At 68.0% G+C, this 12,386-nt stretch carries 11 protein-coding genes; 2 read left to right on the top strand and 9 right to left on the bottom strand.

What is annotated here, in order from left to right:
* Positions 1-29: 29 nt before the first annotated feature.
* The 9 genes from ACZYSP_RS26565 to ACZYSP_RS26525 all read right to left on the bottom strand — a co-directional run bounded on the left by ACZYSP_RS26565 (position 30) and on the right by ACZYSP_RS26525 (position 10,402).
* Complete coding sequence (locus ACZYSP_RS26565; RefSeq protein WP_489017524.1) at positions 30-449, bottom strand: acyl-CoA thioesterase; 420 nt, start codon at positions 447-449, stop codon at positions 30-32.
* Positions 449-1,750: a TRAP transporter large permease gene (locus ACZYSP_RS26560; RefSeq protein ID WP_093058852.1), complete on the bottom strand. Its 1,302-nt coding sequence runs from the start codon at positions 1,748-1,750 to the stop codon at positions 449-451. The genes ACZYSP_RS26565 and ACZYSP_RS26560 overlap by 1 nt, the downstream gene beginning before the upstream one ends.
* Positions 1,747-2,271 (bottom strand): TRAP transporter small permease, encoded by a 525-nt coding sequence (locus ACZYSP_RS26555; RefSeq protein ID WP_489017522.1) that lies wholly within the window; start codon positions 2,269-2,271, stop codon positions 1,747-1,749. The genes ACZYSP_RS26560 and ACZYSP_RS26555 overlap by 4 nt, the downstream gene beginning before the upstream one ends.
* A 3-nt stretch (positions 2,272-2,274) precedes the next feature.
* Positions 2,275-3,357 carry a TRAP transporter substrate-binding protein gene (locus ACZYSP_RS26550; RefSeq protein ID WP_256216980.1) on the bottom strand — a complete coding sequence of 361 codons (1,083 nt, stop codon included), beginning with the start codon at positions 3,355-3,357 and terminating at the stop codon, positions 2,275-2,277.
* A 48-nt stretch (positions 3,358-3,405) separates the two neighbouring features.
* Positions 3,406-4,647, bottom strand: coding sequence for an alpha-hydroxy acid oxidase (locus tag ACZYSP_RS26545; protein ID WP_426389720.1), 1,242 nt, complete (start codon positions 4,645-4,647; stop codon positions 3,406-3,408).
* A gap of 17 nt (positions 4,648-4,664) precedes the next feature.
* Positions 4,665-6,281: an indolepyruvate oxidoreductase subunit beta family protein gene (locus ACZYSP_RS26540; RefSeq protein WP_489017519.1), complete on the bottom strand. Its 1,617-nt coding sequence runs from the start codon at positions 6,279-6,281 to the stop codon at positions 4,665-4,667.
* 11 nt (positions 6,282-6,292) lie between these two features.
* Positions 6,293-8,452 (bottom strand): thiamine pyrophosphate-dependent enzyme, encoded by a 2,160-nt coding sequence (locus tag ACZYSP_RS26535; RefSeq protein ID WP_489017517.1) that lies wholly within the window; start codon positions 8,450-8,452, stop codon positions 6,293-6,295.
* A 94-nt stretch (positions 8,453-8,546) separates the two neighbouring features.
* The gene (locus ACZYSP_RS26530; RefSeq protein WP_489017515.1) at positions 8,547-9,158 is read right to left on the bottom strand and encodes a c-type cytochrome; all 612 of its coding nucleotides are present in this window, start codon (positions 9,156-9,158) and stop codon (positions 8,547-8,549) included.
* A 29-nt stretch (positions 9,159-9,187) separates the two neighbouring features.
* Complete coding sequence (locus tag ACZYSP_RS26525) at positions 9,188-10,402, bottom strand: PQQ-dependent sugar dehydrogenase (protein ID WP_489017513.1); 1,215 nt, start codon at positions 10,400-10,402, stop codon at positions 9,188-9,190.
* Between the two features lie 122 nt (positions 10,403-10,524).
* On the opposite strand from ACZYSP_RS26525, the gene ACZYSP_RS26520 reads away from it, so the two are divergent.
* Positions 10,525-11,430 carry a LysR family transcriptional regulator gene (locus tag ACZYSP_RS26520; protein ID WP_371127415.1) on the top strand — a complete coding sequence of 302 codons (906 nt, stop codon included), beginning with the start codon at positions 10,525-10,527 and terminating at the stop codon, positions 11,428-11,430.
* A 121-nt stretch (positions 11,431-11,551) separates the two neighbouring features.
* Positions 11,552-12,331: a sulfite exporter TauE/SafE family protein gene (locus ACZYSP_RS26515; protein WP_093058845.1), complete on the top strand. Its 780-nt coding sequence runs from the start codon at positions 11,552-11,554 to the stop codon at positions 12,329-12,331.
* Positions 12,332-12,386: the final 55 nt, after the last annotated feature.

Genomic DNA, 12,386 nt, shown 5'->3' with positions numbered 1-12,386 from the left:
AAGGAATTAACCGGCGGCGCTGGCCGGCGCTACGCGCAGAGCGCGCGAATGTCCGGCGGAATCGGCACCGCGCGGATGCCGCCGCCCTCGCGTTTCGCGCCGAAGATCCGCACCTCTTCGCATTCGAGGATCAGGTCTTCGCCGCGCGTCACGCGGTAGGTCTGCACGAAACTCTTGTCGCGCCACTCGGTGATGCGCACCGCAATCTGCAGCGTGTCCCCATAGCTCGCGGCCTTCACGAAGCGCGTGTGCGTGTCGACCAGCGGCGTGCCGATCACGCCCAGCGTCTTGGCTGTTTCCTCCCAGCGCGGCACGCCGCACTCGGCAAAGAAGTGGCGCGAGGCCGCATCGATCCAGCGGAAGAAGTTGGGAAACCAGACGATGCCGGCGGGGTCGCAATCGCCGAATTCGACGCGTGCGGTGTAGACGATTTCTTTGATGCTGCTCATCAGCCCATTCTCGTCGGCAGCCACAGGGCAATGATGGGGAAGGCGATCAGGATCACCAGCCGCACGATGTCGGTCACGATGAACGGCAGCACGCCCTTGAAGATGGTGGTGAAGCTCACGTCCTTCACCACGCTCTTTATGACGAACACGTTCATCCCCACCGGTGGATGGATGAGCCCCAGCTCCACCGTCATCACGATGATCACGCCGAACCAGATGGGGTCGAAGCCCAGGTGCACGATCACCGGGTAGATGATGGGCACGGTCAGGATGATCATCGCCATCGCATCCATCAGGCAGCCCAGCACCAGGTACATCAGCATGATGAGCGCGAGCACGCCGTAGCGCCCGATGCCCAGCCCGGTGAGAAATTCGGTGAGCTTCTGCGGGCTTTGCGTGATGGTGAGGAAGTACCCGAACAGCAGCGCGCCGATCAGCACCGTGAACACCGCGGCCGCGGTGCGTGTGGCCGACAGCAGCGCCTCGCGGATCTTCGGGCCGTCGAGCTTGCGCCGCACCAGCCCGAGGATGAACGCGCCGCTCGCGCCCACGCCGCCCGCTTCGGTCGGTGTGAAGAAGCCGCCGTAGAGCCCGCCGATCACGAACACGAACAGCACCAGCGGCGCCCACACGTTCTTCAAATCCTTCAGGCGCTCCGACCACGGCTTGATCTCACCGCCGGGCAGCCAGTCGGGCCGCAGTTTCACGATGATCGCGATGGTCAGCACGTACATGGCCATCGCGAGGATGCCGGGCACGATGCCCGCCATGAAGAGCTTGCCGATGTCCTGCTGCGTGAGGATGGCGTACACCGCCAGCACGGTCGATGGTGGCAAGATCGCGCCCAGCGTGCCGCCCGCGGCAATCACGCCGGTGGAAAACGACTGCGGATAGTTGAAGCGCCGCATCTCCGGATACGCCACCGCCGAGAACGTGGCGGCCGTGGCTACCGACGAGCCGCAGATTGCCGCGAAGCCGCCGCACGCCACCACGGTGGCCACGCCGAGCCCGCCGCGCAGGTGGCCGATCATCGAGTTCGCAGCCTTGAAGAGTTCACGGCTCACACCCGACACCGATACCAGCGCGCCCATCAGCATGAACATGGGGATCACGCCGAAGGTGTAGTCGGTCACGGTGCGCATGGAGGTCTGGCCCACCAGCTTCAGCGCGGGACCGGGCCCGACGAGGTAGCTGTAGCCCACCACGCCGACCAGCCCCATCGCCATGCCGACCGGCACGCGCAACAACATCAACACGAAGAGGGCGACGAAGCCCAGGATGGCAACTGCATCGGGGCTCATTCATCAGCCTTATGTTCGGGGTGGATTTCTTCGAGCTGCTCGGGATGGAAGATCAGCCTGTAGGTGCGGATGGCGATCAGCAGCACCGCGCACACGTCGCCGGCCCAGGCCACCGCGTAGAAGGGCCAGGTCGGAATGTTGAGGTCGTAGGTCTGCACGTTGTCGACGTAGGTGCCGCGCACCTTGTCGAACAGCATGGCGGTCTGCACCGCCACCACGAACAGCAGCACCAGCGTGGCGAACACGTCGATCACGCGCTTCATGCGCGGGCCCGCCGCTGTCCACACGAGGTCGACCGTGATGTGGCCGCCGCGGTAGCTGGTGGCCGCAATGCCCCAGAAGATCAGGATGCCCAGCAGCATGCGGCCGAAGTCGTATGCGTCCGGGATCGAGGTGTCGAAGAACTTGCGCAGCACCACGGCCACGAAGATGTTGAGCGCGACGATCCCCACGAAGATGGCGGCAAGCCATTCGATCGTGTTGATCGCGCGGTCCATATAGCTGGCGGACCGTGTAGCCATCGCTCAGAGCGCCGATTTGTATTTGACGAGGCTGGCCTTCAGTGCATCCATGATGGCCTTCGGGTCTTCACCCACCTTCTTCACGCTCTCGGCCCATTGCGCCTCCGAAGGCGCTGCCGCCTTGCGCCATGCATCGAGCTGCTCGGGCGTGAGCTTGTAGATCTCATGCCCCGACAGCGCCGCCATCTTGGCGTGCCCCGCAAACTCGAAGTCGGCCCACGGGCCGGCCACCTTCTGCGCCCATTCGCTGGTGCAGTGGTCGTCGATCACCTTCTTCTGCGCGGTGGACATGGCGTCGTACTTGCCCTTGTTCATCACCCACACGAAGGGCGTGACGTAGAGCGGTGCGTCCATGTGGTACTTCACCACCTTGTCGATGCCGAACAGGCCGATCGATCCCCACGGGAAGGTGATGGCGTCGGCCACGCCGCGCTCCAGCATGTCGCGCGACTCGGGCGCCGAGGCCTGCACGTTGGTGCCGCCCAGCGACGTGATGAGCTGGCCCACGGTGCTGGTGGCCGGGCGCACCTTCATGCCCTTGACGTCGGTGGGCACGGTGATCTTCTTGCGCGAGTGGAAGGTGCCTGGGTCATGCACGAACGCGAAGCAGTACTTCACGTCCTTCATTTCCTTGGCCGCGTAGTTGCGATACCAGGCGTCGATGGCAGCCGAGCCCTCCTTGCCGTTGGCGAACAGGAAGGGCAGCGACGCGCCCGCCATCACCGGGAAGCGCCCCGGTTGGTAGCCGGGGTTCACGTACGAGAAGTCGGCGATGCCGTCGCGCGCCATGTCGTAGTGGTCGAAGGCCTTGCCGAGCTGCTCCGACGGAAACAGGATGGCGGTGATGGTGCCGCCCGATTCCTTCTTGATGTCGTCGGCCCAGGCCTGCAGCGCGGGGTTGAGCGGGTGCTGCGCGGGCACCCAGCTCGACAGCTTGAGCTGCACGGGCTTGTCCTGCGCCTGCACGGCGGGCGTGCCCGCGACGAGCGCGGCGCAGGCTGCGAGCAGGGCAAGGGGCTGGATGCGGCGAGCGACGCGTTGCGGGCGTGGTTTGCCGAGGCGGCGGGGGCGGTGCGTGGTTTGCATGGTCTCCTTCGTTATGGGTAGCGTGTGAAATCGTCGAGTCCGGTGAGCCTAGGCAGGCGCGCGTGCGGGGTAAATGGAGGGTTTCCCGCGCGTGCTTTCCGGAGTTCGTTGTGTGGAGCCGTTCTGTTCGTCGAGCGAACGCGGCGTGGGCCGGTCGACATGGCGCGGCCCGAGCTCGCGTGCATGCGCGGCGCCGAGCAGCGTCATCGTGCGTTCGGTCTCCTGCGCGAGCAGTTGCAGCACCGACAGTGCGCCTCGCTCGCCGTCGCAGGCCAGTCCGTAGACGGGTGCGCGGCCGACGAGGACCGCACGCGCGCCCAGTGCGAGCGCCTTCACAACGTCGCTCCCGCGCCGGATGCCTCCATCCATGAGCACGGGGATGCGCCCGCCGACCGCATCGGCGATGGCGGGCAGCGCCGCGATGCTGGCCGGTGCCGCATCGAGTTGGCGTCCGCCGTGGTTCGAGACCACGATGCCGTCCGCGCCATGCCGCACCGCGCGCCGCGCGTCTTCCGCGCCGAGCAGGCCCTTCACGAGCAGCGGGCCGTCCCAGAGCTTGCGCAGCCACGCGAGGCTTTCCCATGTCAGCGTGCGGTCCATGGTGCGCGAGAGCAGCGCGGCCTGCGTCTGCGCTGAGACCGGTGCGTCGTCGTCATCTGGCAGCAGATTCGCGAACTGCGGCATGCCACCGCGCGCCAGGCGCAGCAGCCATGCGGGGTGCCGCGCCATGTCGAACACCGTGCCGGGCGTGAGGCGCATCGGCACGCGAAAGCCGTGCCGCAGGTCGCGTTCGCGCAAGCCGCCGACGGGCACATCCACCGTGAGCACCAGCGCCTCGAAGTTGGCGGCGCGCGCGCGGCGCACGATGCGCTCGGCGATGGCGCGCTCGCCCATCACGTAGAGCTGCATCCATAGCGTGGCGTCGGGGGCGGCAGTGCGCACGTCCTCGATGCGGGTGTTCGATGCGGTCGAGAGGATGAAGGGCACGCGCGCGGCCTGCGCGGCGCTGGCCAGCAGGGCATCGGCGCGCGGGCGCACAAGGCCGGCCAGCCCGATGGGCGCGACCGCGAAAGGCGCACGCCAGCGTCGGTCGAAGAGTTCGATGCCGATGTCCATCGCATGCGTGTCGCGCAGGCACTCCGGAATCAGCGGCAATGCTTCGAGCGCATCGCGGTTGCGCCGCAGGCAGCGTTCGTCCTCCGCGCCGCCGTCGACATAGTCGAACACCAGTCGCGGCAGCACGCGCCGTGCGCGGCGGCGGTAGTCCTCGACGTTGAGCAGCTGCGTCATCGTGGGCGCCTTCCGTCTCAGGCGCCGCCGGTCGGCTTGCGCTTCATCCAGCGGATGGGCTGGGCCTTGATGGGGCGTGCGGGCGCGCCATGCTCGACCAGTGCGGCATCGAGCGCCTTGCCCGCGTCGTCAGCCAGTGCGGCCGTGCGCGCGGCGGCCACGGCCAGCGCGCGATCGGCCGGCGCCACGCCGGGCTGTGCGGCGAGGTGGTCGGTCACGTGCAGCAGGTTGTCCTTGCCGCGTTCGTTGGTGCTGCCGTAGCCCTTGATGAGCCGCCCGCACAGCGCGAGTTCGTGGCCCAGCGTCCAGGCTTCGCGCGTGCCGGCTTCCACGGCGGCGAGCCAGCGTTCGATGAGCGCCTGTTCTTCGGCGAAGCGGCTGCCGCGGCGGCGCAGCCAGCGCAGCGAGGCCAGCAGCCGCAGCGAGGCCATGCCGAACACCGAATGACTGCCCACCTTCAGCGGCAGCGCCCACGGCGCGAGGCCGCGCGCCTGCCGGCCCCGGTCCCATGCCGTCACGCGGCGCGAGAGCGAAGGAGGCAGCAGCGCCGCGAACTCGGCGGCACCTGGCTTGAAGTGGTCGTAGACCTTCACGATGTCTTCATCGCCGGCCCGCACTTCCTGCCGCACCCGCTGTGCGCGGCTCGCGCGGCCCTTGAGCGCGGCCACGCGCACGATGTCGTCGAAGGCCATCCACAGCGCGAGCCAGCGCGCGGCCTCGCGGGTGATGGCAAAGCCATGTGCTCCGGCCGGATCGGCGGCGCGCTCTGCGTCCAGCACGCGGCTCAGGCGTTCGGTGTAGAGCGCGGCGTAGGCGGCGTCCTGGTAGTCGAGCACGCGGGCGTGGCCGAGCGTGAGCATGTCGTGCACGGCCGGCGGAAAGCGCCGCGCGAGGTCGGCGGGCAGGGCGCTGGCTGGCGGTGGTGCGTCGCTCGTGTCTCCGGCCAGCACGCTGCTGACGAAGGCGGCCTGTGCGCGCGGGGCGCTCACCGCGTCGAAGGCTGCCGCGAAGCCCCGCAGGCTGGCGGCGGCCATCTTGCCGAGCTTGTCCGGCGCGCTCGTGTCGCCGCCGCGCACAACGTGCTCGTAGGCCTCGCGCGGGAACGGAAGCAGCCCGCTGCCCGCGATGGCGCCGAGCATCACTGCGCTGACCACCGTGCCGCTGTCGCGCGCAATGGCGTTCATGTCGAACACATGGTGCTCGCGGCTGAAGGCCTTCACCACGTCGAGAAGTCGTTGCGCGTCGGCGCGGCCATCACCGGGCTCCATGCGCTCGGCCGTCGTGAAGATGCGCGCCGACGAACTGATGACCAGCGTGCGCAGCGGCGCGCTCATGCCGTTGCCGATCTGCCGCGCGGTTTCCAGCAGCTCCGACGAGACGATCGCGTCGAGCGCGCCCGGCACCGGGCTCAGGCTGAACACGGGGCGCTTGCCGCCGAGCTGCGCGAGCGGCACCGGGAACACTTCGAGGTAGTAGGTGGTGGCACCCGTGCGCTGTGCCACGCCGGGAATCGACGTGCTCTGCGCCGCGTAGCCGGCGTGGCGTGCGATGTCGACCAGCCATTCGGTCAGCACGCCGCCGCCTTCGCCGCCGAGGGCGCAGACGAGCAGGGTGAGGGGGCGGTTCTGTTCCATGCCTTCGCTCCTCACGCCGGTTGCAGCGCGCGAACGACCGCACCGCGCAGCCCGTGCAGCAGTCGCTCATGCCACTTCGGGTTCTGCACCACCTCGGCCCGGTAGAAGCTCGGGCACAGCGTGGCCGCATGCGCATTCGCGCCGCACAGCCCGCAGCCCACGCAGCCGTCGATCACGGTGGCGACAGGGTCCACCTTCAGCGGATCGGGGTTGTCCTTGAGCGTGAGCGTCGGGCAGCCCGACAGGCGGATGCAGGCGTGGTCGCCGTTGCACACGTCCTCGTCGACGCCGTACTTCACGCGCACCACGCGCTCGCCCTTCTTCAGCAACCCGGCAATCCACGGCTTGATGCGGCGCTGGCGCTCCAGCTGGCATTCGCCCTCGGCGATCACCACCTTCAGGCCGTTGAAATCGCTGGTGAGCGCCTCGGTCAGCGTCTTGCGCATGCGCTCCACGTCGTAGGTGGTGACGGTGCGCATCCACTTCACGCCCAGGCCCTTGAGCGTGTCTTCTATGGTCTGGTTCTTGTCGACCAGGCTCTGCTGCTTGTCGACGGCGCGCTCCTTGATCTCGTCGTCGGGCGTCGAGATGATGTCCTGCGTGCCGGTGGCCGAGGTGTAGCCGTTCTTGAAGATCAGCAGCACCGCGTCGTCGCCGTTGAACAGCGCGCTCTGCACGCCCGTGAGCAGCCCGTTGTGCCAGAAGCCGCCGTCTCCCATGATCGACAGCGTGCGGCGGTTCATCATCGGCGCCACGCCCGCGCGGCTCGCCAGGCTCATGCCGTAGCCCAGGATGGAGTGGCCCATCGAGAACGGCTCGAAGGTGCCGAAGGCATGGCAGCCGATGTCGGCCGCGATGTGCACCGGCCCTGTTTCCTGCTGCGCGAGCTTCAACGCTGAGAACACAGGCCGTTCGGGGCAGCCGATGCAGAAGCTCGGCGGCCGGTTGGGCAGCGGCGCGCTCAGGCTGCGCGCAACGGCTTCGCGGCGCTCGCGGTTGCCGGCCAGCCAGGCCTGCGCCGAAGACGAGGCTTCGCTTGCTTCGATGTACTTCGCGGCAAAGGTGCCGATGCCGCCCGACAGCACCTCGACGCCGTACTCGCCCGCCGACGGCAGCATGTCCTTGCCGTGCAGCGGCGTCTGGATGTCGCGCCGGCGCAGGAGCGTGGCGATGTCCTGCTCGATGTACTCGGGCTGGCCTTCTTCCACCACAAGCACCGCGCGCTTGCCTACGCAGAAGTCGGCGACCTGTTCAGGTACCAGCGGGTAGGTGACGTTGAGCACGAGGATCGGTATGTCCGTCTCGCCGAAGGCATCGGCCAGCCCCTGCTGTTGCAGGCTGCGGATCAGCGCGTTGTAGAGCCCGCCCTGCACAACGATGCCAAGGTCGGCGTGGCGCTGGCCCGGTATCAGCTCGTTGAGGCCGTGCTCGACGATGTAGCGCCGCGCCGCTGGAATGCGCTCGTCGCCCTTGAGCTTCTCGTGCCGGAAGGTGACGGGTGGATGCGCGAGCCGCATGTAGTCGAAGCCCGCCGGCTCCGTCATCAGCGCGCGGGTCGAAATGGCGGGCGCCATGTTGTCCTTGCATTCGAAGCTGCCGCGCACGTGGCAGGTGCGGATGCGCAGCTCCATCAGGCAGGGCATGTTCGAGCTTTCGGAGAGGCGGAAGCCTTCTTCAACCATGCGCACCATCACGCCGAGGTCGGGCCGCGGGTCGAGCAGGCACATGCTCGACTTGAGCGCGTAGGCATGCGTGCGCTCCTGGATCACGCTGGCGCCTTCGCCGTAGTCCTCGCCCACCACGATCAGCACGCCGCCGGTCACGCCCGGCGAGGACAGGTTCGACAGCGCATCGGCCGCCACGTTGGTGCCGACGATGGACTTCCACGTGACCGCGCCGCGCAGCGGGTAGTGAATGGACGCGCCGAGCATTGCCGCGGCCGAGGCCTCGTTGGAGCAGGCCTCCACGTGCACGCCCAGCTCGTCCATGTAGGGTTTGCCCTGGACCATCACGTCGAGCAGGTGCGACACCGGCGCGCCCTGGTAGCCGCCGACGTAGGCCACGCCCGATTGCAGCAGGCCCTTGGTGATCGCGAGGATGCCCTCGCCGTGAAAGGTGTCGCCTGCGCCGAGACGCAGCATTTCCACTTCCTTGCTGAATGAGACTTCCAAGAGATTCGGCTCCGATGTTCGTTGGGGGGGAGGGTTCGGGGTGCGCAGTGCCGGCACCGTGCATCCGCCGGTGCTGCACGCCGGAAGAGGGCGTTTATTTGGGAGGCGGATTGGGCGCCGCGCCGGGAAAGCGCGCCACGTAGTAGGCGAGGGTGTCCAGGTCTTCCGGTGGAACGCGGCCCACCGCTTCGCCCATGGCCTGGGTGTAGCCCGGGCGCTTGCCCGTGCGAAAGCCTTGCAGGGACAGTTGCAGATAGTCCTCGTGCTGCTGTGCGATGCGCGGCACCTGCTGGCCGCCGCTCAGGTCGGCGCCGTGGCAGAGCAGGCAGCGATGTTCCTGCGCCAGCGCCTGGCCGCGCGCCATGCGCGCCGCGTCGGCCGGCGCGGCAGGCGGCGGGGGAGGCACCGCGGGCAGGGTGGCGATGAAATCGGAGAAGCCGCGCAGGTCATCGTCCTTCATGGTCTTGGCCACCGCCGTCATCGCGGGGTTGTCGCGCCGGCCTTCACGGAAGAGATACAGCTGCGTGATCGCATAGAACGAATGCTGCCCCGCGAGCACCGGCGTGCCTGCCATGTCGCTGCGGCCGTTGGCGCCGTGGCATGAGGCGCAGAGCTCGGCGTAGCGCTGGGCGTAGCCGCCCTTTGCCGCCTGCGTGCCCTGTGCACCGGCCGACGATGCTGCCGCCGCCATGATCATTGCCGCCATCGCGTGTCGAAAGAGAAGGCCCGCTGGTGTCATCGGCCGCCGTAGCTGATGCGGTAGATCGCGCCGGCGTGGTCGTCGCTCACGAGCATCGAGCCGTCCTTCAGCACCAGGAAGTCCACCGGCCGGCCGAGGTAGGTGTTGTTCTCGACGAAGCCGGTCATGAAGGGCTCGACCTTCGCGCCGCCCTTGCCGTCGGGCCAGGCGACCGCGATGTCGGCGTACTTGGCGGTGCGGTTCCACGGGCCGTGGCGTGCGATGAACATGGCGCCGCGGTACTTGGCCGGGAACATCTTTCCCTTGTAGAAGGTGAGGCCCAGCGCGGCGGCGTGCGGGCCGAGCAGCGCGGCGGGCTTCACGTAGTCGTTGCAGCTCTTGCCCCAGCCGAATTCGGAGTCGGCGATGTTGCCCTGGTGGCAGTACGGGTAGCCGAAGTGCTGGTCGGGCTTGGTCACCACGTTCAGCTCGTCGTTCGGCAGGTCTTCGCTGAGCCAGTCGCGGCCGTTGTCGGTGAACCAGAGGTTGCCGGTCTTGGGATCGAAGTCGAAGCCCACCGTGTTGCGCACGCCGCGCGCCACGGTCTCGATGCCGCTGCCGTCGGGGTTCATGCGGAAGATGCGCGCGTGCGCGTCGTCGGGCTCGCACAGGTTGCAGGGCGCGCCGACCGCGTAGTAGAGCTTGTCGTCGTGCATGCGCAGGTAGCGCCAGCTGTGGTCCTGCCCGCCGGGCAGCTTGTCGTTGAGCACCACGGGCGTGCCGGGGTTGTCCAGCTTGTCCTCGATGCCGTCGTAGCGAACGATCTGCTTGTGGGTCGCGAGGTAGAGCGCTCCTTTGTAGAACTCGATGCCGGTGGCGAACTCGGTCTTGTCGATGATGGTCCTGGGCTTGCGGTCGCCCTTCTCGGCAATTGCATAGACTTTGTTGCCCACGAAGAGCGTGCTCACGAACACCGTGCCCTTGGCGCCCTGGCGCAGCTCGCGCGCGTCGAGCACGCCCGAGGCCCAGGTCTCGACCTTGAAGCCGGGCGGCAGCTTGAACTTGGCCGTCGGCAACTGGTCGGCCGCGGTCGGAATCGGGAAGGAGGGCACCGGCGCCATGCGCGTGGCGGCTTCGTTCTTCGGCCTGCCCTTGGCCCAGCCCGGCTCTTCGGTGGGCGGCTGCTGGGCCCATGCGGTAACGGCTGCGCAGAGAAGGGCGGCGAGCGCCGCATGCGCGCGGAACGCGCCGAATGCACGAATCGGGGCCATGTCTTGTCTCCTTCTTGTCGTGGGGCTGTCCGGTCGCGGGGGCGATCCGGACAGCGCCCGCCAGTGTGCGTGGCGCTGCTGCAGCGTTCAATAAAATAATCGAGCTAAGTAATATGAATGGCATGCATATGGAAACGCTCGACCTCAATCTGCTGCGGCTGTTCGACGCGGTCTACCGCGAGCGCAACGTGAGCCGCGCCGCCGAATCGCTGGGCCTCACGCAGCCGGCAGCCAGCCACGGCCTGGGCCGCCTGCGGCTGCTGCTTGCCGATGCGCTCTTCACCCGCGCCCCCGGCGGCGTGGCGCCAACGCCGCGCGCCGACCGGCTGGCGGTGGCCGTGCAGGCGGCGCTGAGCGTGCTGGAAGAAGCGCTGCACGAGTCCGACCACTTCGAGCCGCTGGTGTCGCGCAAGACCTTCCGCATTCACATGAGCGACATCGGCGAAGGGCGCTTCCTGCCGGCGCTGATGGCGCGGCTGCGAGAGTTGTCGCCCGGGGTGAGGGTCGAGACCATGCCGCTGGCGCCGGGCGACATTGCCACCGGCCTGGATGGCGGCAAGGTCGATTTCGCCTTCGGCTTCCTGCCGCGCGTGAAGGACACCCAGAGTACGCAGCTGCTGAAGGACCGCTACATCGTGCTGCTGCGAAAGGATCATCCCTTCGTGAAGCGGCGGCGCAGCGGGCAGGCGTTGCTCGAGGCCCTGCAGGAACTCGAGTACGTGGCGGTGCGTACGCATGCCGACACCCTGCGCATCCTGCAGCTGCTGAACCTCGAAGACCGGCTGCGGCTGACTACCGAGCACTTCATGGTGCTGCCGGCGATCGTGCGTGCTACCGATCTGGCGGTGGTGATGCCGCGCAACATTGCGCGCGGCTTTGCTGAGGAGGGGGGGTATGCCATCGTCGAGCCACCGTTTCCGCTGCGCGACTTCACGGTGTCGCTGCACTGGAGCAAGCGCTTCGAGGCCGATCCGGGGAACCGGTGGCTCAGGCAGGTCATCGTCGAGCTCTTCTCGGAGAAGCCGTGAATTCGTGAGTTGGCGCGCGGTTATTCTTGGGTGGCCGCCGCCTCTGCGCCTCCCGTTGCCCTGATTGCTTTCGAATGTTCGTTTTGCTTCCCCTTTCCCCCGCACTCTGAAGACGCAGCCGGTGCAAGAAGTTCTTTCCCAGGCCGGCCCCGTGCTGGTCTTCATGGCCTGCGTGGCGCTCGCCACCTATGCGCAGAACCTGACCGGTTTTGCATTCAGCCTCATCCTGCTCGGGCTGGTGTCGGTGTTCCATATCGCCAGCGTGAGCGACACCGCCAACGCCGCCACGGTGCTGAGCCTGATCAACGCGTGGACGTATTTCCGCGCCCGGCCCGGCGTGGTGCCCTGGCAGCTGATGAAGCCGGCGCTCAATGGCAGCACGGTAGGCGTGATCGTGGGCCTGATGCTGCTCACGTGGCTCAGTGGCGGGGCGGTCAACTGGCTGCGCGGGCTGCTGGGCGTGTCGATCCTGGGCTGCGCCGTGCTGCTGGTGCTGCAGGGCAAGCCGCTGCCGGTGGTGTCGGGGCGCACGAGCTTTGCCGTCATCGGCGGGTTGTCGGGTGTGCTGGGCGGGCTGTTCTCGAGCTCGGGGCCGCCCATCGTCTTCCATATGTACCGCCAACCGCTGGACCGCGAGCTGGTGCGCCGCGCGCTGCTGCTGATGTTCGCGTTCAACTCGCTCGTGCGGCTGGTGATCGTGGTGCCGACGGGCCACTTCTCGTGGCATGCGGCGCTGCTCGCCGGGTGCGCGATGCCGGTGGTCTACGGGGTGACGCGTGTGCACCACCGGTTGCCGAACAAGCTGCGGCCGCGTACGCTGAAGTGGCTGGTCGGCGGCTTGCTCGCAGCGGCGGGCTCGACGCTGATCGCCTCCGCGTGGGTGGCCATCGCGCACGGCTGACCACCGCCCGGGCCACCGCACCGCCCGGTGTGTGGCCCGGTAATTGCAGCGCATG

It is taken from the genome of Variovorax sp. F042 (assembly GCF_057814215.1).
This window is presented reverse-complemented; position numbering and strand designations above follow the sequence as displayed.